The organism is Sedimentibacter hydroxybenzoicus DSM 7310 (assembly GCF_013403245.1).
GTDB lineage: Bacteria > Bacillota > Clostridia > Tissierellales > Sedimentibacteraceae > Sedimentibacter > Sedimentibacter hydroxybenzoicus.
Map to the genome: position 1 here is coordinate 46,522 of NZ_JACBNQ010000002.1, position 24,624 is coordinate 71,145.

The following is a 24,624-nucleotide window of genomic DNA, read 5'->3' on the forward strand; positions in this document are numbered from 1 at the left end:
TATTTAGAGTTACTATAATTTTACAATATATCTTATAATATATCAACAACATATTGAATTATTCACTAAAAAATGTGCTATCATAAATGAATATTGACTGGGTATAATATATATGGTATCATTTTTGTAATAATTTTCAATTTTTAGGAGGTATATTTTAGTGGAAGACGGCTCGATATGGGGTCCTATTATATTGCAATTAGTTTTAATTTCTATAAACGCTGTTTTTGCTTCGGCAGAAATAGCAGTCATATCAATGAACGATAACAGAATGGCTAAAATGGCGACAGAAGGTGATAAGCGCGCCATTAAATTAAGCAAGCTTACATTACAGCCATCATATTTTCTTTCGGTAATTCAGGTAGGAATAACCTTGGCGGGCTTCTTTGGAAGTGCTTTTGCGGCTGACAATTTCGCCAGCAGGCTTACAGGTATACTGATCAAGAGCGGTCTTGATTTCCCGGCAGCTACATTCAATACAATTTCGGTTATTATAATAACTCTGATACTTTCCTATTTTACCCTTGTGTTCGGAGAGCTTGTTCCGAAAAGAGTCGGCATGAAAAATGCTGAGAAATTGGCTTTATTCATGTCCGGATTTTTACATTTCATTTCTAAATTATTCTCGCCGTTAGTATGGCTTTTGACAGCTTCAACTAACGGAATTTTAAGATTGATTGGAATAGATCCCGATTCCGAAGATGAAGAAGTTACCGAAGAAGACATAAGAATGATGGTGGATGTGGGAAGTGAAAAGGGCTCTATAAATGAAAGCGAAAAACAAATGATTCAAAATGTGTTTGAATTTGATAATAAAACTGCCGAAGAGGTAATGACCCACAGAACTGAGGTAACCATTTTGTGGTTAGATGAAACGGATGAAGAATGGGCACAAAAGATGACTAAGAGCAGGCATTCAAGATATCCCGTATGCGACGGCAGCGCAGATAATATAATCGGAGTTTTGAATGTTAAGGATTACTTCAGATTGAAGGATAAATCAAGAGAAAACATAATGAACAAAGCAATAAAATCTGCTTATTATGTGCCTGAGACAGTCAGGACGGATGTTCTTTTCCAAAATATGAAAAAAACAAGGAATCATTTTGCTGTTGTATTTGACGAATATGGCGGTATGAGCGGTGTTATAACAATGAATGACCTCCTTGAACAAATAGTCGGAAATTTTGATGATGATTATTTGAATCCCGAGCCGCCGACAATCGAAAAAATAGATGAAGATACATGGAAGATAAAGGGCTCTGCATATTTAGAAGATGTTTCAACGGAGCTGAATATCAGCTTGCCTGATGATGATTTTGATACATTCGGAGGGCTTGTGTTCGGAGTGCTCGGTATAATACCGGAGGATGGCAGCACTATGGAACTTGAAGAATACGGCTTAAAAATAATGGTTACAGAAATCAAGGGTCGAAGACTGGAGACTGCAATTGTATATAAAGTGAAGGATACTACCGATTACGTAGATTAATTCAGATATTCTTAAGCTTTATCCTGTACCATATATCGGAAAGGGGACACACTTCTTTTACAGAGAGAGTATCTGTTGGATAGGAGGAACGTCTTCGTCAGGAGGAGGGTTATATGAGTTATTTAATGGAGAAATTATTAATACTTCCGGGCATATTGCTCGGAATTTCAATACATGAGTTTGCACATGGATATGCAGCAGTAAAAATGGGTGATGATACACCCTTGATGCAGGGGAGATTGACATTGAATCCATTGAAGCATTTAGATCCTTTAGGATTTATGTGCTTGCTTTTATTTGGCTTCGGGTGGGCAAAGCCCGTAATGATAAATAGAAGAAATTTTAAAAACCCGCGAAGAGATGATGCGGTAGTTTCATTTGCCGGTCCGCTGGCTAACCTATTAATAGCTTTTTTATTTGTAGGACTTATGAAGCTTACAGATATGTACATGCCGTATACAATGACAACACAGATTATATGGGAGGTACTGAGAAGCACCGTATGGATTAACCTTGTGCTTATGGTATTTAATTTAATACCAATACCGCCTCTTGACGGTCATCATATTTTAGGAAGCATAGGCGGTGCCAGGGTTTGGAACTTCTATTATAAATATTATGATCAGCTAAGATTTGCGATGCTTCTTATAATAGTGTTCAGAGGGGTGGGAAGAATTATTACTCCGCCGATACTATTTTTATATAACTTATTAACTTCTATATTCTTTTAAGGTGAAAATATGGATAAGGGAGAATTAAGAAAAAGAATACTCAGTATAAGGAACGTGTTAAAACCGGATGAAGCAGATTATAAAAGTAAAATTATTATGGATAAGCTTACTTCCTTAGATGAATATAAAAGCAGCAAAGTTGTTTTTATTTATATGTCATTTAAAAATGAAGTAAAAACCTATGATTTAATTGAAAGAATGCTTTCAGAGCATAAAAGAGTTGTTATACCTTATACTGATACTAAAAATACGGAAATAATACCGTCGGAAATAAAAAACTTAAAGGATGATTTGGTTTTAAATTCATTTGGATATTATGAACCTGTATTAGGAAAGGTAAAGCAAGTAAATACAGAGGAATTAGATTTAATAATAGCTCCGGGAGTCGTATTTGACGAAAGCTTAAATCGCGTGGGTTTTGGCAAGGGATATTATGACAGGATATTGAGTAACAAAAGAAAAGATGCAAAAATTATAGCGGTGGCATATGAATTTCAGATAGTTGATGAGGTTCCCACAGAATCGCACGATATAAAGATGGATATGATAATCACCGAAGAAAGAATAATTCAGTGAACATTGAACATTGAAGAATGAACAGTTGATGATATGGATTTATGCTAATGCATAAATCCTAATTTATTTTCACTTACATAAGCGACTGACACCAAATCAAAGATTTGGGTCATCTGCTTTATCTGGCGATTGTTATTACATAAACCTTACTGACACCATAATTTATGAGTACTTTTGAGCATTCATTGACTGTGGAGCCGGTTGTGTATATATCATCTACCAAAAGAACGGAGCTGTTAATGATTTTATCAGAGGATGTCTTTACCAGAAAAGCATCTTTTAAATTTTTTCTTCTTTCTTCTTTGCTGTGTTCACTTTGTTTTTCGGTTCTTTTAATTCTTTTCAGCCCATCAATGTATGGTATGGATAAGTTGTTTGCAATATATTTTGCTAACAGCTCTGATTGATTATATCCTCTGTGGAGTAGTTTTGAGCGATGGAGCGGAACCGATAATATATAATCATAGTCTGAGTAATTTTCTTCTTTTATATGATCAATTATTAAACTGCCGAAAAGCTTGTAAAAGTACGGCTTATTATAGTATTTATAATTATAAATGGCATTTTTAATAACACCTTCATAAGCATACAAGGATTTGGAAGCTTCAAAATATCTTTCATCTGCGCTGCATTCCTTGCAAAGCTCAGTGGGCTTATCATAATTAATTGGCTTCGAACATTTTATACATACCGGTGGGACGATTTTCTTAATCTTTCTTTCGCAGTTGAAGCATATATACCTTTCGCCTATTTCTTCATCATATTTATCACAAATGAAGCAGGTGTTTTTCTCAGGATAAATAAGCTCCAAAAAAGAATCCACATATTTTTTCATTCAAACAATCCTTCCGATAACATTCTGTAATTGGCAACTAAAGATTCCAATCTATAATTCAGAGCCGAATATCTTCTGTCAATTTTATTGTTACTAATCATATCCTGCATAAATTTTTCTATACCTACTAATACAACCAGATTCTTTGCCCTGGTAATTGCAGTGTAAAACAGATTACGGGTCAGGAGCATCGGAGGACCCCAGACAATGGGCATAATAATAACCGGAAATTCACTTCCCTGACTTTTATGGACAGTGGTTGCATAAGCGAGTATAAGCTCGTCTAATTGGTTGAAGGGGTAAATTACTTCCTTTTCTTCATCAAAGGTCACATAGATTTCTTGTTCTGTTTCATCGATAAAGGTTATAAATCCGATATCACCGTTATAAACTCCTTCGCCTGTAACAATATTTCCCTGCTTTGGTTCTATAGTCCACTGTGCCTGGTAATTGTTCTTTATCTGCATAACCTTGTCGCCAACTCTGAAAATGTATTTACCAAAGAACTTCTCTTTTTTATGCTTTGCAGGCGGATTTATAGCTGCCTGAAGCTTTAAGTTAAGCTCTATTACACCTGCTTCCCCTTTTTTCATTGGTGACAAGACCTGAATGTCCTTAACGGGGTTATAAGCATATCTTAAAGGCAGGCGATTAACGTACAAATCTACTATAATATCGACGATATCATCAGCATCCTCTCTCATGAAGAAGAAGTCCGCGTCTTGCTTGTTATATACAGGCATCTCGCCTTTATTTATACGGTGAGCATTTTGTACAATCATGCTTCCGGCAGATTGTCTGAATATGGTGTCGAGACGTATTGTTTTTATTGTATCCGAGTTTATAATATCTGATAGTACGTTGCCTGCGCCTACGGACGGAAGCTGGTCCACATCTCCAACCAATACAAGGCGGGTTCCTTTTTTAACGGCTTTAAGCAGGTTATTCATCAGTAAAATATCAACCATGGACATTTCGTCTATTATTATTGCATCACAATCGAGAGGTGAATTTTCATCTTTATTAAAGGACAGATTACTATCGACTTCACCATAGGTATATTCAAGCATCCTGTGAATTGTCTTTGCATCTCTGCCGGTGGATTCGGTTATACGCTTTGCGGCTCTGCCTGTTGGTGCACAAAGAAATACGGTTTTGTGCATACTTTCAAATATTTCAATTATTGAAAGTATAATTGTTGTTTTTCCTGTTCCCGGACCTCCTGTTATTACCGTTACACCGTTAATAATTGATTGTACGATGGCTTCATTTTGTTTATCCGACAGATTAATTGATGTTGCACTCTCAACATTTTTAAGATAGGGAATAATATCAGTTTCGGTAATGTTAAAATCAACAGACGCCAGATTGATTAAATCTTTACATACGTTGACCTCTGCCGTGTGGTACGGTATATAATATACGGCTCTTTCATTGTTTATTGTTTCTATATGTATTTTTTCGGTAAAGGCCATGTTGCGCAATTCATCCTCAACGCTTTCTCTGTCAATTCCCAATAAGCTTACGGTTGCGTTTACCAAAAAATCGTATGGCATATATGTGTGACCTCTGAGCGAATATTCTATCAGAGCATACCTGATACCTGAAGAAATTCTATAGGGCGATTTTTTTTCAATACCAATGGAGCTTGCTATCTTATCAGCAAGCTTAAAACCGATACCGTAAATATCTTCCGAAAGCTTATATGGATTTTCAGTTATTACTTTAATAGTGTTTTTTTCGTATTTTTTATATATTTTAACGCTGTAGCCCGTGCTTATGTCATGATTTTGCAAAAACATCATTATTTCTCTGATATCAGCATGCTCCGAGAAGCTTTTAGAAATCATATTTGCTTTTTTGTCGCCTATACCTTCAATTTCCATCAGCCTTTCAGGCTTGTTCTGAATTATGTCAAAGGAATCTTCTTTAAATAATTCAACTATTTTTTTTGCTGTAGATTTTCCGATACCCTTGATTAAGCCGGAGCCCAAATAATTTTCTATCTGATCAATATTTGAGGGAAGAACGGTCTCATACATTTCGGTCTGAAATTGCTCGCCGTATTTCGGATGTTTAACTTTTTTCCCGTAAATAATAATAGTTTCTCCTGCAATATCGGTTCCGAAGGTTCCTGTTACCGTTATAACTTCATCCTCTGTTTCCATTACAGCTACCGTATATCCGTTTTCATCATTCCTGAAAATTGTTTCCACAATCATACCTTTTAAGGTTTCCATGCAAGCTCTCCTTACGTTAACATAGCAAAATTATACCATAAAATAAAAGTAATGTGATATAATAATATAGGATTACAAATTTTTCTTTTATTAATTAAAAAATTGTGATAATATACTAAGGTCAATTGCTTAAATTTAAGGCAAAACAAACATTAATATGTTAGTATATAAGAAAATAAATAACTTAATAAGCAAGAAAGGGAGTATCATGTCTAAGGAAAATTTTATTAAGGGTGCTGCAATATTGGGTATAGCCGGATTGCTCGTTAAAATACTGGGAGCAATATACAGAATACCGTTAACAAATTTAATAGGAACAGAAGGAATAGGCTACTATCAACCTGCCTATAATATATATAATCTGTTGCTCGTTGTGTCTCTATCGGGATTCCCTACGGCAATAGCTAAAATAGTATCGGAAAAAAGAGCACTGCAAAATTATGAAGGAGCTTACCAGGTATATAAAATATCCCTATGGGGATTGTTTTTAATAGCGCTGGTTTCATCTTTATTTATATTGATTTTTGCAAAAAATATAGTCAGTTTTATTGGCTATCCAGGTTCTTATTATTCAATGCTGGCTCTTGTTCCTGCTTTGTTTGCCGTTCCTTTATTATCTGCCTACAGAGGATTTTTCCAAGGAACACAAAACATGACTCCGATTGCAATATCACAAATAATCGAGCAGATATTCAGAGTAGCCGTAGGATTGTATTTAGCATATGCATTAGTCGGAAGAGGACTTGAAGAAGCTGCGGCAGGTGCAACCTTCGGAGCGTCTGCAGGTGCGGTAGCAGCGCTTATACTTATATATTTAATGTTCTTTTTAAGCAGAAAAAGCATTAAAAAAGAAATTAAGCTATCTAAAAATAACAGGACAGAGCCTCTATGGGATATAACTAAAAAACTTTTATACATAGCAGTTCCTATTACTATAGGTGCTTCCATTGCGCCGCTTATGGGAAATATGGATTCATTCATAGTCTCAAATCGTCTTGCTGCTATTGGATATACGGTTAAACAATATACGGATATGTTCGGGGAATTAAGCGGGACGGCACAAACATTAATTAACTTCCCTCAGGTTTTTTCAACAGCCGTTGCCATGAGCATGGTACCCGCTATCACAGAGGCATTTACAAAAAAACAAATAACGAAGCTTAATATAACCGCAAATGCAGGTGTAAAAATGTCGTTAATCATAGGTCTTCCCTGCGGGATGGGCTTATTATTGCTGGCCGAACCGATTATCGCATTGCTGTATCCGTCATTGGGACCAGAAACTCATGCCAGCTCGGGAGCACTTTTGGAGATACTGGCCATAAGCGTTATTTTCCTTACGGTTGTTCAGGCATTTACCGCAATACTTCAATCCATAAATAAACAGTTCCATCCGGTTAAGAACCTCGCTATTGGTTTAGTTGTAAAGGTGATTTTGTCATATATATTGATAGGTATACCTTCAATAAATATCAGAGGTGCAGCAATAAGCACTATGATAGCTTATCTAGCAGTAGCAATACTAAACTGGTTTGATATAAACAACACAAAAGTAAGAATTAATTTTGTTCAAATAACTGCAAGACCCTTATTGTCAACTGCTGTAATGTCTATAGCTACGGCTGTATCATTCAGAGTGTTTGAAGGTTTGTTAAGCAGCCGAAATTTAGCAACTCTGAGTGCAATAGCAGTTGCAGGTGTAGTTTATGTTGTATGCTTGTTCTTAACGGGAGCGATTACGAAAGAGGATTTAGAATTAATACCAAAAGGAGAAAAATTGCAAAGATTTGTGAGGAAATAACATGAATACAGTCCAGATAATCGGCTTGGGTGCAGGGTGCATAGATGATTTGACAGTAAAGGCATACAATGCATTAAATGAAAATATACCAACTTTTGTAAGAACGGAAAGGCATCCGACCGTAAATGAGTTAAAAAAAAATATAAAGATAGAAAGTTTTGATATTTTTTTTGAAAAATTTGAAACTTTTGATGAAGTTTATGAAAAAATAACCGATAATATAATAGAGTTATCAAAACAGCATAAAAAAATCAATTATTGTACCGCGGGAAGTCCTTACTATGGCGATATTGTTACAAAAAAGCTATTAAATGAATATAAGGACAAAATTAATATAATAATAATTGATGGAATAAGCTTTCTTGACAAATGCATAAAATTATCCGGCTATTCCGATTATAAATCCATAAAGATAGTAGATTGTCTCGAAGCAGACGAGTATTCCTTTGACGTAAATTCTATGAATATTATTACTCAGATCTACGATGAAGAAATGGCTTCTTCAGTGAAATTGAAACTTATGGAGACGTATCCGGACACAACCGAAGTATTAAATATAGATGTATTGGATGAAAAAGTTAAAAAAATACCTCTATATATGTTGGATCAAGAAAAAAAATATGGATTTTCAACCTATTTTTGCATTATGCCTATTGATATTTCAAAAAAGACGGTGTATAATATTGATAATCTGTTAAGAATTGTCAGGACCTTGAGGGGACCTGACGGATGCCCCTGGGACATGAAGCAAACTCATCAATCTATCAGGCAGCATGTTATAGAAGAAGCATATGAAGTTGTAGATGCAATAGATAATGATGATGTAGACAATTTAATTGAAGAGCTCGGTGATTTATTATTTCAGGTAGTGTTTCATGCAGAGCTTGGCAGCGAGGACGGATATTTTAATTTCAATGACATTCTCAATAACCTGTGTAACAAAATGTATTTTCGTCATCCTCATGTGTTTGGAGACATAAAGGTAAGTGATGCTGATGAGGCATTGAAAAGCTGGGAATCTTCAAAGGCTGAGCAAAAGAATTTAAATACATATACTGATAATTTAAAGGATGTACCAAAATCACTGTCCACATTGAGCAGAAGCTACAAGATACAAAAGAGGGCTGCAGAAGTGGGATTCGATTGGCCAGATGCAGAGGGAGCAATCGAAAAAATAAAAGAAGAGCTCATTGAATTCATTGAGGAATACAAAAAGTATGATGACCATAGAATGGAGAACGAGTTCGGAGATTTGTTATTTGCTTTAGTTAATCTTGCGCGTTTTGTAAATATAAACCCTGACGTTGCGTTGAACAGAACAATCAACAAATTTATAAACAGATTTGAATATATTGAAAAACATGCCAAAAAAGATTTAAAACAAATGACTCTGAATGAAATGGATGAGCTATGGGAAGAATCAAAGTTCCATTTAGGAATTTAGATAAAAAAACAAAAGAAATTAATTAAGGAGGGTTATAATGAATAAAGCTGAATTAATAGCAAGTGTTGCAGAAAAAACTGGTTTTACTAAAAAAGATGCTGAAAAAGCATTAAACGGATTCATGGAAACTATAAAAGATGAATTAGTTGCAGGCGGCAAAGTTCAATTAGTTGGATTCGGAACTTTTGAAGTTAGAGACAGAAAAGAAAGACAAGGAAGAAATCCGAGAAATCCTGGCGAAACAATAGAAATACCAGCTTCAAAGGCTCCTGTATTTAAAGCAGGAAAATCCTTAAAAGAAGCAGTAAATTAGTAAGAATAAACATATTAAAAGGTCGTATTTTACGACCTTTTTGTATTACTAAGTATAATCTATTTCTTTGTAGTTCCAAGGTATGCATCCTTAACTCTTTCATCCTGTAAAAGATCCAACCCTTTTCCCTCCATTTTTATATTGCCTGTTTCCAGAACGTATCCGTAGTCGGCAACCTTCAATGCCTTATTGGCATTTTGTTCAATCAGCAATATTGTAGTCCCTGATTTATTTATTTCCTTAATAATATCAAATATGTCGTTTACTATTAAGGGTGCAAGACCCAGAGACGGTTCATCCATCATTATGAGCTTCGGCTTAGCCATTAATGCCCTGCCGACCGCAAGCATCTGCTGCTCCCCTCCTGATAATGTACCTGCCAGTTGCCACGAACGCTCCTTCAATCTTGGAAACAAATCATAAACTCTCAATATATCATCATCTATGTTATCTTTTTGAAGATAAGCGCCTATTTTTAAATTCTCAAGAACGGTTAAATTGGCAAATACTCTTCTTCCCTCGGGAACTAATGTAATTCCCTTTGCAACAATATTTATGGTGTCCATACCTATGATATTTTCACCTAAGAAAGTTATTTCGCCTGAGCGTGGTTTAACAAGACCTGCAATGGTTCTCAGTGTCGTGCTTTTTCCTGCTCCGTTGGCGCCAATCAGCGTTACAATTGATTTTTCGGGGACACTGAGTGTGATACCCTTAACAGCAGAAATTCCGCCATAATTAACTTGTAAATTTTTAATCTCAAGCATCTTCTTCCACCCCCAGATACGCCTCGATAACTCTTTTGTTGTTCTTGACTTCATCTGCCGTACCTTGTGCTATAAGCTGACCGAAATCCAAAACATATATTTTATCGGATATTTCCATTACAAGGTCCATGTGATGTTCAATCATAAAAATAGTAAGCTCAAATTCATCTCGTATGGTGTGAATGAAGCCGGATAGCTGCATAGTTTCGCTGGGGTTCATACCCGCAGCAGGCTCATCCAACAGCAGCAGCTTTGCATCTGTCGCTAAAGCTCTCGCAATTTCAAGCTTTCTTTGCTCTCCATAAGGAAGTGAATGAGCTATTTCATTTTTTAAACTCAGAAGTCCCAGCTTTTCTAAAAGCATTTCAGATTTGCTTCTCATGCTTTTTTCTTCTTTTCTTGACCAAGGCATTCTTGTTGTATATGATAAGAAATTGCTCTTCACATGAAGATGGTTTGCTATTAATATATTGTCTAAAACAGTTAAGTTTTTAAATAAACGAATGTTTTGAAATGTTCTTGCAATACCCTTGTTAGTTATTTTATCAGGAGAAAGGCCGGTGATTTTTTCTCCGTTAAAGTATACACTTCCTTTAGTGGGCTGATAAACTCCTGTAATTACGTTGAATGCCGTTGTCTTTCCGGCGCCGTTGGGACCTATAAGTGCAACTATTTTTCCTTTTTCAACCTCTATATTTAGATCATTTACGGCTGTAACGCCGCCAAACTGCATAACAATATTATCTGCCTTTAAAACACTCATCGTTTGTACCTCCTTAGCCGTCCGAACCAATCTCTTACCATGCCCCAGGAAAGCTCTTTTTGCCCTAAGAGACCGTTTCTGAAGAACAGCACCAATATCATCAATAATGCAGAGAATATAACCATTCTGAAGCCGGCTCTGAATATTGGAATAGTAACTCCGAAGAGAGTCAGAGGATTGTCGAAGAATCTAAGAACCTCTAATCCTATTGTAACTATAAAGGAAGCAATAACGGTACCCGAAATACTTCCCATACCGCCTAATACTATCATCAACAGGAAGTTGTATGTCATAGTAAAATAAAATTGCTTTGGATCGACTGTTCCTAACAGTGAAGCAAATAAGCCGCCGCCTATACCGGCAAAGAAAGCACCTATGGCAAAGGACATAACCTTGTGCTTAAACAGGTTTATACCCATTGCTTCGGCAGCAACCGCATCCTCGCGGATTGCTTTAAAGGCTCTTCCGTAGCTTGAATTAATCAAAAATACAATGAATGCAACGGAAAGTATCATTACCCCGAAGAAAACCCACATAGTCGGCATTTTTGGTATGCTTTTGATTCCAAGTGCACCATTTGTAATGGTTTTAGCATTTGTAAAAACAATTCTTATAATTTCCGAGAAGCCCAGTGTGGCTATTGCCAGATAGTCACTTTTCAAGCGCAATACAGGTATTCCTATTAATATTGCAACCAAAGCAGCTAACAGACCTCCTAAAAGTAATGCTGCAGGAAAAGGGATGTGAATTCCCGCGAGTGCAGGATTTTGCGGAACAACGTAAAATATTGAAGCTCTGGATTCAAGAGGTACCGTAAATATTGCTACAGTATATGCACCGATTGCCATAAAACCCGCCTGCCCTAATGAGAAAAGTCCCGTAAATCCATTTACAAGATTCATTGAAACGCTCACAATAGTATAAATAGCCGCAAGGTTTAAAACACGTCTTACATATTCATCTCCTATATACTTTAAATCAAGCAGGGTAAGGAGTACCGCAAATACAATAAACAACAGTATATAAGCTTTAATGTTGTGATCTTTTCTTTGATTTATCATACCTTATCCGTCACCTTCTCTCCAAGAAGTCCTGTCGGTTTAACCAACAATACTACAATTAATATAACAAATGCAATTGCATCTCTGTAGCCCGTCAATGCAGGCAGGAATGTAACCAGCATTATTTCTGCCATACCCAGTATGAATCCACCGAGAACAGCGCCGGTTGTATTCCCTATACCGCCTAATACGGCAGCTATGAAGCATTTAAGTCCCGGCATTACACCAACCAAAGGATATATTGACGGATATTTGGAGCCCCACAATACTGCACCTATGGCAGCAAGTCCCGAACCTATAATAAAGGTTGTTGAAATAACTCTGTTTATATTGATGCCCATCAGCCTTGCTGTTTCAAAATCTACTGAGCTGGCACGCATGGCCATTCCTATTTTTGTTTTATTAGTTATAAATAATACCACATACAGCAATATGATCGTTATTATCGGTGTTAATAACGTTGCTACTGTTAAGGATATATTGCCTATTCTTATCGCTTTTGTAAGAAAAGCAATATCAGGGAAGCCTTTAGGAACTCCCGTAAATAAATATGTTGCTAAATTTTCCAAAAGAAAAGAAACTCCGATCGCCGATATCATTATTGACATACGAGGAGCATTTCTAAGTGGTCTGTATGCCACCTTTTCAATAATAACCCCCAGCAGCACAGTAAAAGCTATTACAATTATTATTGATACATACCAAGGCAGACGAAAACTAACCATGCTGAATATCATAAAGTAAGCTGCCATCATAAAGATATCACCGTGTGCAAAGTTAATAAGCCTCAGTATTCCATAAACCATTGTATAACCTATGGCGATGAGAGCATACAAGCTGCCTATGGAAATACCGTTAGCAAGTTGCTGCATAAAAGTTTCAAATGATACTAAAACCATATTATTCCTCCAATAACAGTTGAATTCAATTGTAAAAGGGCGAACGACCGGTTCGCCCTGTAAGTCTATTATTGAACTATTTAACTTCAACTGTGTCGATGTAAACAAATCTTCCTTCTTCAACTGTTTTAATAACAGCTATATTTTTATCTGCGTCTCCTTCTTCTGTGAAATTAATCACACCTGTAACGCCTTCAAAGTCCTTTGTTGCATTAAGTGCATCCTTGATAGCATCTCCGTCTGTTGAGCCCGCACGTTCAATAGCGTCTCTTATTAACAGATAAGCATCGTATCCCAATGCTGCAACTGCAGGGATTATAGGTTCCTTATCTCCCAATTCTTTTTTGTAGCCTTCAACGAATACTTTTGCTTCGTTTGTTGCAGGATCATTTTCATCAAAGAATGTAGATAGTACTATACCTTCGGCATATTCACCTGCTACGTCTATAACTGCAGGATTTTCCCAGGTATCGCCGCCCATTATTAAGCTTTGGATATCAAGAGCTCTTGCCTGTCTGATAATTAAAGGTGCAGTTGTTGCTGAGCTTGGAGCAAATATTACGTCAGGATTTTTCGCTTTAATGTTTGTAAGTATACCATTAAAGTCAGAATCATTTACTTGGAATTCAGAAATGTCAACTATACTATTTGGATCTCCTGTCAGCTCTTTAAAAGCATCAATAAAGAAATTTCCTAAACCAACTGAATAGTCATCTCCGTTTTGCATGATAACTGCTGCTGTTTTAGCTCCCTGTTGTAATGCATAGTTTGCCATTACTCTACCTTGGAAAGGATCCAAAAAGCACGCGCGGAAATAATATTCATTTCCTTGTGTAACCATCGGATTTGTACAAGAAGCACCCATAGTAGGTATTTTAGCACTTTTGATTATGTCTCCGGCTGCTATTGAAACACCTGAACCGTATGAACCGATAATAGCCACAACTTTGTCGTTTTCAATCAATCTTGTTACTGCTGTGGTTGCCTCACCTTTATCACTTTTATTATCCACTATTACAAGTTCTATTTTCTTTCCTAATACTTCTCCATACATTTTATTTGCATACTTAATACCATCGAGTTCTTGTAAACCTCCTCCTCCGTTTTCGCCGGTCAGTGGTTCAAACACCCCGATTTTTATTACATCAGATTCCTCATTTTTAGCACATGCCGCAAAGCTGGCAAGTACCATTAACAGGCATAATAATAACGATAATTTTCTTTTCATATTCTTCTCCTCACCTATTAAAATTTATAATAAATTTCTATGATTATAACACCGAAAGTATTTTTACGCAAGATGTTTTTCCGCCATTCAAAGTATAACTTTCCGTAATGTGCGTACACTGCATAATAAATGTTTTAATTCGGCACTATAAATCAAGCTGTTTTCACATCATGGCAGGCATATTCCATTGACAGGCAAAAAGCCCGCATTGAAAAAAGACAGCTTTTAATTATTATATTAAAAAGCTGTCCAAGTTATACATATTTATATGAATTTTGATGTTAAATTCAAAACTTTTTGTTTTAATGAATCGTGATTTTCTTTTTGACTTAATGCTCCGTCAATAATACTTGCAAGCTCAATCATTTCAGCTTCCTTCATACCCCTTGTGGTAGCTGCCGGAGTACCGATTCTTAAACCGCTTGTAACGAATGGGCTTTGAGGATCGAAAGGAATAGTGTTTTTATTTGTTGTTATATGGATTTCATCAAGAAGCTTTTCTGCTTCTTTTCCCGTTAACCCTTTATTTCTTAAATCCACAAGCATTAAATGGTTGTCTGTTCCTCCGGATACTATTCTGAAACCTTTATCCGATAATTCTTTAGATAATGTTTTAGCATTGTTTAAAACCTGTTGTTGATATATTGTAAAGCTGTCTTCCATAGCTTCCTTAAAACATACTGCCTTAGCAGCTATAACGTGCATCAAAGGTCCGCCTTGAATACCGGGGAATATCGCCTTATCTATTTTCTGAGCAAATTCATCCTTGCAGAGAATCATACCACCTCTGGGTCCTCTCAGTGTTTTATGGGTGGTAGTAGTAACAAAATCAGCATGCTCAACAGGATTCGGGTGGAGATTTGCTGCAACAAGACCTGCAACATGAGCCATATCAACCATAAAGTATGCGCCAACTTCATCCGCAATTTCCCTGAAAAGCTTGAAATCTATAAATCTTGAATAAGCACTGGCCCCAGCAACGATCATTTTGGGTTTTTCAAGCTTAGCAATTTCTCTTACTTTATCATAATCAATTGTTTCAGTTTCCTTGTCCACACCGTAAAATACTACATTGAAATATGCTCCCGACATATTTACCGGACTGCCGTGAGTTAAATGCCCTCCCATTGACAAGTCCATACCTAATATTTTATCTCCCGGCTTCAGAACCGAAAAATATACGCCAAAGTTTGCATTTGAACCTGAATGAGGCTGTACGTTAGCGTGGTCGGCACCGAATATTTTTTTAGCTCTGTCTCTTGCTAAGTTTTCAACCTTATCAACAAATTCGCATCCTCCGTAATATCTTTTGCCCGGATATCCTTCAGCGTATTTGTTCGTCAAATGGCTTCCCATCGCTTGCAAAACATCTTCTGATACAAAGTTTTCAGAGGCTATCAGCTCGATGTTAATATTTTGTCTTTCTTTTTCTTCCATTATTGCATCAAACAGTTCTTTATCATTTTTTTCTATTAATTCAAAGTTCATGTTATTCTCCTATACATATATTTTTGGTAGTCGTTTACTTCCTAAATTAGTAAGTACTTCATAAGATATGGTACCTCTCATGTCAGCCACATCCTCAGCAGTCATTGCTCCGTCAGTGCCGTCACCGTAAACTGTTGCTTCGTCACCTATTTGTGGATTTTTAACATCGGATAAGTCAACCATGAACTGGTCCATGCACACCTTACCCAATATAGGGCATTTTACACCTTTTACAACAATATAACCCTTGTTTGACAACAATCTTGAATAGCCGTCAGCGTAACCTAACGGAACTGTACCGACAACAGTTGGCTTTTTCGCACTGAATAAATGTCCGTAACCGACCCCTTCACCGGCTTCAATCGTTTTAACATTTGCAATTCTTGCTTTTAACGTTACACAAATCTTAAATTTGTATTCTTGTTTGTTAACTTCATCTGAAGGGTAAAATCCGGATAATATAATACCCGGTCTGACCATGTCAAAATAATATTCCGGAAGATCTATAATAGTTGCACTGTTAGCTATATGCTTTATAGGAATCGTAACATTTCTTTTTTCGAGCAAGCTCATGAAATCAATAAATCTTTTTGCTTGGTTATGAGCAGTTGTTTTATCTTTTTCATCGGCTTTTGCCTGATGTGAAAATGCTCCTTCAATTTTTACGTTTGATAATTTAGAAATTTCTGAAATTTTATCTGCATTTTCTTCTGTAGGCAGGAAGCCCAGGCGATTCATTCCCGTTTCTATTTTTAAATGAACCTTTGCGGTCTCGTTCATTCCTTTTGCTATTTCATTCAGTCTTAAAGCAAGATTATAGTCGTAAATTGTAATCGTAATATTTTGACTTATCGCATCATCAAAAAATTCTTCCGGCGTATAGCCCAGCACTAAAATATCCGTGTCCTTTATTTCCTGTCTAAGCTCAAATGCTTCTCCTATAACTGCTACGGCCAGCATATCCACACCGTTTTGCAAGTACATTTTAGAAAGCTCCATTGACCCCATTCCGTAGCTGTCGGCTTTAACGACAGCACATACCTTTACATTTGGACCTACGGCTCTTCTGACTTCCAGAAAATTATGAATTGCTTTTTCTCTGTTTACCTCCACCCAGGCAGGTCGTATCTTTTCGTTCATTATATTTAAGCCCTCCTAATTTTTACTATTAGCTAATTATAACAAACTGATAAAAGCAAATCAATAAAATGTAAAAAAATACTTTGTTACAAAAACATATTTACAATTCTGTATTTATTTTATATTATACTTATTGTGTCATCCTGAGCGTCAGCGAAGGATCTCAGCATTTTAAAGGATGAGATTCTTCGGGCTAAAGCCCTCTGAATGACAAACATACAAAAGTAAGGAGTTTTTATGAGTATATTAGATGTAAGAAATGTAACTCACGGATTCGGTGCTCGTGCCATATTGGAAAATGTGTCATTTCGCTTGTTAAAAGGGGAGCATGTGGCATTGATAGGAGCAAACGGAGAGGGAAAGTCAACATTTTTAAATATAATAACAGGTAAGCTTATGCCTGACGAAGGAGAAGTTTCGTGGTCTAAAAGAGTTACGGTTGGATATCTTGATCAGCACTCTGCGTTAAAGCCCGGAACAACAATCAGAGAAAATCTTCGTCTCGCCTTTGACGAGCTGTTTAAAATGGAGCAGGAGCTTTTAAAGATATATGAAGATATGGCAACTGCCGATGATGAAGAAGTAAACAGGATGATGGAAGATGCTGCAGAAATACAAACAATATTAGACAGCAGCGGATTTTATACTATTGATTCTAAAATAGAAGAGGTGGCAAACGGCCTTGGATTAGGGGATATCGGATTAGATAAGTTAGTTGATGAGCTCAGCGGCGGTCAGAGAACCAAGGTTTTATTAACGAAGCTGTTATTACAAAATCCAACAATACTTTTATTGGATGAGCCCACTAACTTTCTGGATGAAAATCATATAAGATGGCTTACAAATTATTTACAAAATTACGAAAATGCATTTATTTTAATTTCCCATGATATACCGTTTATAAATGATGTCTGCAATATCATTTATCATGTGGAAAATTTAAGCCTGACGAGATATGTAGGTAATTACGAAGAATTCAGAAGAATATATGAGCTTAACAAACAAAAAGAAGAGCGTGAATATGAAAAACAGCAAAAAGAAATTGAACGTCTTGAAGATTTCATAGCAAGAAACAAGGCAAGAGTTGCAACGAGGGGCATGGCAAACAGCAGGATGAAACAGCTTGAAAAGATGGATATTTTGGAAAAGCCGAGAGATAAGCCGAAGCCCACATTCAGATTCAAGGAAACAAAAGCGCCAAGCAGATTCTTAATTGATGCTAAGGATTTGATAATAGGATATGACCATCCATTGACAGAACCGATGAACTTTCAGGTAGAAAGAAATAAAAAGATTGCATTGACGGGAGTAAACGGTTTAGGAAAATCAACCCTGTTAAAGACCATATTGGGAATATTGCCTTCTATAAGCGGAAGCGTAACATTTGGAGAAAATGTTACGTACGGTTATTTTGAACAGGAAGATTCCAAGGATAACTCTAATACTGCACTAAACGAAGTATGGAACGAATATCCTTCACTGACAAATCATGAGGTGCGTCTGGAACTGGCTCGCTGTGGGTTAACCAACGATAATATAACCAGCATGATGAAGGTTTTATCCGGAGGAGAAAACGCAAAAGTAAGATTATGCAAGATATTATTAAAGGAATTAAATTTTTTGGTTCTTGATGAGCCCACAAACCACTTGGACCCTGAGGCGAAAGATGAGTTGGAAAAGGCATTGAAGGAATTCAAGGGTACGATTCTGTTAGTAAGTCATGAACCGTATTTTTATGAAAGCTTTATAACTGATGTGTGGAACATCGAAAACTTCACTACGAAGATAGTGTAACAGCAATTGATTTGCGATTGATAAGACACCTTGTGTTATTCCGAACGCAGTGAGGAATCTCGGTATATTAACAATGGATAAGCATCGTAAAATATAAAAAAGGGCGTTTGCCCTTTTTTTCTTATACTGTTCATTGTTCAATTTTCATTGATTTTTAATTGTACACTATCGCCACATCAATTATCCCGTCAAAGTTTCCGTACAGGTCGTAAAGCTGTACTGTTGAGCCGGACTTCAAATCAGACTTTGAGCCTGCCTTAAAAGCTATAACATTTCCAGTCTTATCTGTGGTACATATATATACAGCTATATTATCAGCATATTCCATGTATGTTATACTGTCTATCTGCATTTGTGTAGAATAAACTTGTGTAATTTTAACTCTGTCAGTTTCAGGAGTTACTCTTTCCAAGCCTGTTATTACACCGTTTACTATATCTGCCTTTATATAGTTGTTTAGCAAGGAAGGAGCTGACTTACCTGCTGCTGATGTATTGGAAACTGAGAAAACATTGCTGTTTTCAAAAAACTGTATATGACTTGTAGTATCATTAATTTTAGTGATACCCTTAATCATGCTGTAAAATTTACCGCTGTAGTTCTGAGGCGTTTCGGGAGGTATTTCCACATTGCTCGCGGACTTTATTCCCTTTGATAAATACAGGGCATCCACATGTCCGTTGCTTCCTACAACCGCTTTTCCCTCCAGATATGTGTCTAACTGGCTGGGATGAAGCAATTGATACTTTCCGTTTGATTCATAAATAATAAATGTATCTGAGGATATTCTGTATCCGTTTGACAATGTCCGGTCATGTTCATTATAGTTATATGCAATATAATGGGGAGAAGGAACAAAATCAATAATTTTTACGGAGCCGCCGGAAACAGGGTCAAATTTCACAAAATCATTTTTCTTTAAAGATGTTTGTTTTAATAAATCTGAACCGTCTTCAGTGACTTTTACAACGTTTGAGTTATCAGCCAATGAATAAGTTTTGAGATTTCCCTTTTCGTCAAATATTCTTGCGGAAGCACTGTTGTTTTTACTGTTGGACGCACTTAACACAATTCCAAATGTTGTGGGTTTTTTTCCATAGCTTAAAATATTAATTTTTATAATATTGTTGTTTTTATCAAGTATTAATTTAACCTCATCATTAACAGATGCTTTTTCTGTTGAGATGAAGCTGCTGCCTGTTTTGTAGCTTATGTTATTTACGGTATAAAATGTGTTGTTGTTTTCACTTTGCACGTTTGTAACCGTTCCGTCGGTCTGTTTTCTCAGAACAATTAATCTAAGAGCTGTTGTTTTGTTTGATTCCTTAGTCTCATAGAAATAAACAACATCATTTTCTCTTATATCCTGTAATGCTTGCGCATCACCGGATATATGCAGCTTATTGTAGTTTATTTCATAATTACTTTTAACAGGAAGATTTTTACCTGCAAATGATTTGCTGCCTTCTTTATACAAATTATCTTTGTCAACTACTACTACGTCTGTTTCCTTATATGCAATTATACCAATTACATCACCGTTAAATGAATCATTTTTATAAACAATTTTTATACGGCTGTCCTCTAAGTCGTTAAAATTTCCTTTTTCGCCATTTATAACAATTGAAACGTTAGATAATTGAAAAGCGCTTACATTGCCATAATCATCAGTCACAAAAATTACTCTGTTAGAAAGCAGGCTTGTGACCTTTCCCGAGAATTCATTGTAGCTCGGATTTGTCAGATAAACAATATTTCCTTTGATGTCGTAATAAACATCCCATTTATTAAACAAATAATCTGTTAAGTCGAAGCTTTCAATTTTTAAATCCCCGATATTAACATTCCTAGTTTCCTTTTTACCAAGCATTGTTAAAAGAGGTTTGTTTGTCTGTGTAATTTTGTTATCCTTTACACTTACCATATTCATGCTTAAAGCATTGTATATCATTATGGAAACATCTCTTCTTGAAGCAAATTCCTTTGTAGTATCAATATTTTTGAATAAATTAAGCTCCAATGCCTTTTGGTAATAATTTTGCGGCCAGTATCCTCCCAAGGATTCATCAGTATAACCCAATAATCTGATTACCATAGTGTAAGCTTCTTCAAATTTAATTAGGTTGTCAGGACCGTATAAATTAGGTGAAATACCTTTTACAATATTCATGACATTTGCAAGCTCTACATAACTTTCAGCCCAATGTCCGTTCATATCTTCATAAACAGAAGTCATATTTTTTGAGTATTCAAACCAACCTGCAGCAACGGTTACTATTTTAGCCATCTCAGCTCTCGTAACATATTTATCCGGTTTAAAGCTGCCGTCAGGATATCCTTCCATAATCTTATAGCCTGATAACAAGCCCGCTGCTTCCTGTAAGTTGCTATCCTTATTTACATCAGGGAAGCTTTTGGCATAAGCGGTGTTCAGCATAGATAAGGTTAATATTAATATTATTATAAATAATGTTTTTCTCATTTCAGTCACCCAATCAAATAAAAAAAATGCTATATAATTAGCATTTATTACATCTATTATATAATATATCCACATATATAGTATTACATTAAAATTACAATGAAAAATTTTTCCCCTGATAACTGTCTCTGGATCTTAATTCTTTATCAATATCGGAAAGTACCTTTAATTTGTCTAAGGTCCATAGCGGTTCAATTAATTCCGATTTCTTTCCGTCTCCTGTAAGCCGGTGTATAATCGTTGATTGATTCAACAGCTCCAGGCTGTCACAAACAATATTGATATATTCGTCCCGGGATAGTATGTTAAAGTTGTTTTTATCGTAATAATCTGCTAAATCGGTATTTTTTAAAACGTGGAGCATATGCAGCTTAATTCCCCAAACTTCTTTTTTAGAAATATATTTTATGGTTTCTAAATATTGTTCTTTACTTTCTGCAGGCAAACCGACAATTAAATGAACAACCATCCTGATATTTTTTGATTTTAACAATTCATAAGCCTTTTCAAATTGCTCTAAGTTGTATCCTCTCCGTATAAAACCGGCAGTTTCATTATGTATTGACTGCAGTCCCAATTCTATCCACAAAAATGTTTTTGAATTTAACTCATCCAAAAGCTCCAAAACTTGTTCATTAATGCAGTCAGGTCTCGTTGCTATTGCAAGACCTCTTATATTTGTGCAACTGAGAGCCTCATAAAATTTTTTCCGAAGGTTTTCAACAGAGTCATATGTATTTGTATAGCTTTGAAAATATGCAATGTAGGTATTGCTTCTCCACTTTTTGGACATTACTTGCTTTTGTTCTCTTATTTGATTCGTTATAGATATATTTCTGTCTGAATTAAAATCTCCGGATCCTCTTTCGCTGCAAAAAATACACCCTCTGCTTCCTATTGTTCCATCTCTGTTAGGGCAGGTAAAGCCCCCGTCAATAGATAGCTTTATAGTTTTTTCACCAAAAATTTTTTTCAATTCGTAATCTAAAGTATGATATCTCTTATCATTCCACATGATTTCACCCGTCTTTTAATTAGTTATGCACAGTTTATCCTGCTTGTTAAAAATAGTTATACACAAATTTTATGCTTTTTTACCCACTTGTCAACAGATTTATCCACAAATGTGCACATTAATTAATTTTTGTTCAAATAATGAGTACTTTTTTCCGCGAGCTTATAGTTCATATATGCATCTATAAATTGCTTGATTAAACTTGCAACGGGAGTAGCTAAAAATAATCCTACGGCTCCAAACAAACCTCCTCCGATTATTATGGAAATAATAATTATAATGGGCTTTATTGCAAGTTTGCTGCTTAAAATATGAGGATCAATTATAAGATTGTCAATTTGCTGGACTATTAAAATATATATTAGCATTAAAAATCCCTTTTGTGGATTATGAAGAATATTTATTATCAACACAGGTATACCTCCTATCAAGGTTCCAAAATAGGGTATTATATTTGCAGTTCCTATCATAAGACCATCGATGACGGGGTAAGGATTTTTGATTATATATTTTGAGCCGATATAAACCAAGAATCCCGTAATTAAAGAAGCAATTATTTTTCCTGTTATGTAGCTTGATATATTGTCGTACAAGCTGTGAATAATTTTAAAAATTTCACTTGCAACCTTTTTTCCGAAAAGGGTGTGAAACAATTTAAAAAGCCACTTTTCAATTTTTTCTTTGTCGTATAGTATGTATATTGAAATAATTACGGATAAAAGTAAATTGCCGATTGCGGCAAAAATGTTTATAACTTTTTCAATGGCAAAATTTAAAAGTGAGGACATAACTGAGGAAAATTTGTATGTTATTTCGACAAGATAGCTTTTTAATATTGAATTTTTATCACCAAAATCAGATATATAGCTTTCTGCTTTATAAAATAAAACAGGAATATCCTTTATTAAATGCTTAATACTTTTTGTTATATTAGGAGTGATTATTGTAACAATAACAGCAATTATTAATATAATAAACAAAAAAGTTAAAAATATAGCTAAATATCTATTTTTGATTTTTAATCTTTTTTGAAGATATACTAAAAAGGGGTTCAGTAAAGTAGCGATAATTATTCCCATAAAAACAGGAAGCATAACGTTAATTATAACAGTCAGGCCGTTTTCCAGATAAATAAACCTGAAAACAGATATGTATAATATAAAGACAGGTAATAGAACAATAAACTTTTTCAAACAACCACCCTTTCATACTTATTTAATAAATATTAAAAATTAACAAATATATGAATAAATAACTTTAAAATGTTAATAACTATAGTACAGATAATACTTTTTTTATCTTCTTCCAAATCATATAAACATCCCGCGGCTTAATTAAGACGCGGGATGTTTATTTGTGAACCCTGATATCTATATCTCTGCAATTAAATTAACATGCATTGACGCTTTTAACCAACTGATATATAATTATTTAATAATGACGTCAGAGGAAGAGGGACACACCTCTTATTATAGAGTAAGTCTTTGCTTGATAAGAGAAATGTCCTCGTTTAGGAGGAAAGAAGAATGAAAAAGGTTTTACTTGGTAATACAGGTATGGAGGTATTTGTTTTAGGATTTGGCGGAATTCCGATCCAAAGAGTAAGTCAGGAAGAAGCGACTGAAATAATACTGGAATGCAGGGATAGAGGAATAAACTTTATTGATACGGCACAGGGATACACAATCAGTGAACAATATATAGGAAACGCCTTGAAAAAAGCAGGAAGAGAAAATTTTTACATAGCAACTAAAGCAATGTGTCATGATTATGATTCAATGAAGGCTGCCATAGAAAACAGCTTAAAATCTATGCAGTTGGATTATATAGACCTTTATCAGATACATAATGTAAGCAAAATGGAACAGCTTGATAAATCATTTTCAGAAAATGGTGCAATCAAGGCACTTTTAGAAGCAAAGGAAAAAGGCATAATAAAACATATCGGAATAACAGGGCATATAAAAGAGGTATTGCTGAAAGCAATCGAGCACGATGAAATAGAAACGATTCAATTTCCTTACAATCCCGTTGAATCACAGGGAACAGAATTGTTTGAGCGAGCCTTGGCAAAGGGTATCGGAACGATTGCCATGAAACCGATGGCAGGCGGTGCGTTTACTAAACATAAACTGTCATTAAAATACATTGCTAACAGTAATTTAATTTCTGTTGCAATACCGGGAATGGACTCGGTAAAGCAGGTAGTAGAAAATGTATCTGCGGTTGAAAACCTGCAACCTCTGACACAAGAGGAAATGGACGAAATAAAGAATGAGGTTCAGGAGATTGGCAATAATTTCTGCAGAAGGTGCGGCTACTGTAAGCCATGTCCCGAGGGCATAGACATACCGTCGGTATTTATATTTGAAGGATACGTAACAAGATACAATCTGCCTGAATACGGCAAATCAAGATACGATGCATTGCCTGTTAAGGCAACGGCATGCGTAAGATGCAGAAAATGCGAAAGAAAATGTCCGTACAATCTGCCAATAGTTGAAAAACTGAAGCATGCGGTTGAAACCTTTAAAAATTGTTGATGAATTGAACTC

20 protein-coding genes are annotated in these 24,624 nt (G+C 35.6%); 8 read left to right on the forward strand and 12 right to left on the reverse strand.

Annotated elements, in window-relative coordinates:
• The first annotated feature begins 160 nt into the window (after nucleotides 1–160).
• The 3 genes from HZF24_RS02760 to HZF24_RS02770 all read left to right on the forward strand — a co-directional run bounded on the left by HZF24_RS02760 (nucleotide 161) and on the right by HZF24_RS02770 (nucleotide 2,799).
• The gene (locus HZF24_RS02760; RefSeq protein WP_179236754.1) at nucleotides 161–1,492 is read left to right on the forward strand and encodes a hemolysin family protein; all 1,332 of its coding nucleotides are present in this window, start codon (nucleotides 161–163) and stop codon (nucleotides 1,490–1,492) included.
• Nucleotides 1,493–1,605: 113 nt separating this feature from the next.
• Nucleotides 1,606–2,223, forward strand: coding sequence for a site-2 protease family protein (locus HZF24_RS02765; RefSeq protein ID WP_179236755.1), 618 nt, complete (start codon nucleotides 1,606–1,608; stop codon nucleotides 2,221–2,223).
• Nucleotides 2,224–2,232: 9 nt separating this feature from the next.
• Nucleotides 2,233–2,799, forward strand: a complete 567-nt coding sequence (locus HZF24_RS02770) for a 5-formyltetrahydrofolate cyclo-ligase (RefSeq protein ID WP_179236756.1) — start codon at nucleotides 2,233–2,235, stop codon at nucleotides 2,797–2,799.
• A 118-nt stretch (nucleotides 2,800–2,917) separates the two neighbouring features.
• On the opposite strand, the gene HZF24_RS02775 is transcribed toward HZF24_RS02770, so the two are convergent.
• Complete coding sequence (locus HZF24_RS02775) at nucleotides 2,918–3,634, reverse strand: ComF family protein (RefSeq protein ID WP_179236757.1); 717 nt, start codon at nucleotides 3,632–3,634, stop codon at nucleotides 2,918–2,920.
• The gene (gene recD2, locus HZF24_RS02780; protein ID WP_179236758.1) at nucleotides 3,631–5,874 is read right to left on the reverse strand and encodes an SF1B family DNA helicase RecD2; all 2,244 of its coding nucleotides are present in this window, start codon (nucleotides 5,872–5,874) and stop codon (nucleotides 3,631–3,633) included. The genes HZF24_RS02775 and recD2 overlap by 4 nt, the downstream gene beginning before the upstream one ends.
• Before the next feature lie 208 nt (nucleotides 5,875–6,082).
• Between recD2 and HZF24_RS02785 the strand changes: the two genes are divergently transcribed.
• Genes HZF24_RS02785 through HZF24_RS02795 form a run of 3 tightly spaced genes read left to right on the forward strand, consistent with a single transcriptional unit; the run spans nucleotide 6,083 to nucleotide 9,432 of the window.
• Nucleotides 6,083–7,675, forward strand: coding sequence for a putative polysaccharide biosynthesis protein (locus tag HZF24_RS02785; protein WP_179236759.1), 1,593 nt, complete (start codon nucleotides 6,083–6,085; stop codon nucleotides 7,673–7,675).
• A gap of 1 nt (nucleotide 7,676) precedes the next feature.
• Nucleotides 7,677–9,119, forward strand: a complete 1,443-nt coding sequence (yabN, locus tag HZF24_RS02790; RefSeq protein WP_179236760.1) for a bifunctional methyltransferase/pyrophosphohydrolase YabN — start codon at nucleotides 7,677–7,679, stop codon at nucleotides 9,117–9,119.
• 37 nt (nucleotides 9,120–9,156) lie between these two features.
• The gene (locus HZF24_RS02795; RefSeq protein WP_179236761.1) at nucleotides 9,157–9,432 is read left to right on the forward strand and encodes an HU family DNA-binding protein; all 276 of its coding nucleotides are present in this window, start codon (nucleotides 9,157–9,159) and stop codon (nucleotides 9,430–9,432) included.
• A gap of 59 nt (nucleotides 9,433–9,491) precedes the next feature.
• Here HZF24_RS02795 and HZF24_RS02800 read toward each other — a convergent pair whose 3' ends face one another.
• The 7 genes from HZF24_RS02800 to alr all read right to left on the reverse strand — a co-directional run bounded on the left by HZF24_RS02800 (nucleotide 9,492) and on the right by alr (nucleotide 16,778).
• Complete coding sequence (locus HZF24_RS02800; RefSeq protein ID WP_179236762.1) at nucleotides 9,492–10,199, reverse strand: ABC transporter ATP-binding protein; 708 nt, start codon at nucleotides 10,197–10,199, stop codon at nucleotides 9,492–9,494.
• On the reverse strand, nucleotides 10,192–10,962 hold the full coding sequence (locus HZF24_RS02805) for an ABC transporter ATP-binding protein (RefSeq protein ID WP_179236763.1): 771 nt from the start codon (nucleotides 10,960–10,962) through the stop codon (nucleotides 10,192–10,194). The genes HZF24_RS02800 and HZF24_RS02805 overlap by 8 nt, the downstream gene beginning before the upstream one ends.
• Nucleotides 10,959–12,023 (reverse strand): branched-chain amino acid ABC transporter permease, encoded by a 1,065-nt coding sequence (locus HZF24_RS02810; protein WP_179236764.1) that lies wholly within the window; start codon nucleotides 12,021–12,023, stop codon nucleotides 10,959–10,961. Before HZF24_RS02810 ends, HZF24_RS02805 begins: the two co-directional genes overlap by 4 nt.
• Entirely contained in the window at nucleotides 12,020–12,922 is a 903-nt protein-coding gene (locus HZF24_RS02815; RefSeq protein ID WP_179236765.1) for a branched-chain amino acid ABC transporter permease, read from the reverse strand. Before HZF24_RS02815 ends, HZF24_RS02810 begins: the two co-directional genes overlap by 4 nt.
• A gap of 76 nt (nucleotides 12,923–12,998) precedes the next feature.
• Nucleotides 12,999–14,150, reverse strand: coding sequence for an ABC transporter substrate-binding protein (locus tag HZF24_RS02820; protein WP_179236766.1), 1,152 nt, complete (start codon nucleotides 14,148–14,150; stop codon nucleotides 12,999–13,001).
• A gap of 264 nt (nucleotides 14,151–14,414) precedes the next feature.
• Complete coding sequence (locus HZF24_RS02825; protein ID WP_179236767.1) at nucleotides 14,415–15,638, reverse strand: serine hydroxymethyltransferase; 1,224 nt, start codon at nucleotides 15,636–15,638, stop codon at nucleotides 14,415–14,417.
• A 9-nt stretch (nucleotides 15,639–15,647) separates the two neighbouring features.
• Nucleotides 15,648–16,778, reverse strand: a complete 1,131-nt coding sequence (gene alr, locus HZF24_RS02830; RefSeq protein WP_179236768.1) for an alanine racemase — start codon at nucleotides 16,776–16,778, stop codon at nucleotides 15,648–15,650.
• A 237-nt stretch (nucleotides 16,779–17,015) separates the two neighbouring features.
• Here alr and HZF24_RS02835 point away from each other — a divergent pair, with 237 nt between their 5' ends.
• Nucleotides 17,016–18,572 carry an ABC-F family ATP-binding cassette domain-containing protein gene (locus tag HZF24_RS02835; protein WP_179236769.1) on the forward strand — a complete coding sequence of 519 codons (1,557 nt, stop codon included), beginning with the start codon at nucleotides 17,016–17,018 and terminating at the stop codon, nucleotides 18,570–18,572.
• Nucleotides 18,573–18,726: 154 nt separating this feature from the next.
• On the opposite strand, the gene HZF24_RS02840 is transcribed toward HZF24_RS02835, so the two are convergent.
• From HZF24_RS02840 to HZF24_RS02850, 3 genes are all read right to left on the reverse strand, one after another.
• Nucleotides 18,727–21,054 carry an S-layer homology domain-containing protein gene (locus HZF24_RS02840; RefSeq protein ID WP_179236770.1) on the reverse strand — a complete coding sequence of 776 codons (2,328 nt, stop codon included), beginning with the start codon at nucleotides 21,052–21,054 and terminating at the stop codon, nucleotides 18,727–18,729.
• A gap of 94 nt (nucleotides 21,055–21,148) precedes the next feature.
• Nucleotides 21,149–22,069, reverse strand: a complete 921-nt coding sequence (locus tag HZF24_RS02845; RefSeq protein WP_179236771.1) for a TIGR01212 family radical SAM protein — start codon at nucleotides 22,067–22,069, stop codon at nucleotides 21,149–21,151.
• A 122-nt stretch (nucleotides 22,070–22,191) separates the two neighbouring features.
• Nucleotides 22,192–23,262 (reverse strand): AI-2E family transporter, encoded by a 1,071-nt coding sequence (locus tag HZF24_RS02850; RefSeq protein ID WP_179236772.1) that lies wholly within the window; start codon nucleotides 23,260–23,262, stop codon nucleotides 22,192–22,194.
• A gap of 333 nt (nucleotides 23,263–23,595) precedes the next feature.
• On the opposite strand from HZF24_RS02850, the gene HZF24_RS02855 reads away from it, so the two are divergent.
• Nucleotides 23,596–24,612 (forward strand): aldo/keto reductase, encoded by a 1,017-nt coding sequence (locus tag HZF24_RS02855; protein ID WP_179236773.1) that lies wholly within the window; start codon nucleotides 23,596–23,598, stop codon nucleotides 24,610–24,612.
• Nucleotides 24,613–24,624 lie beyond the last annotated feature (12 nt).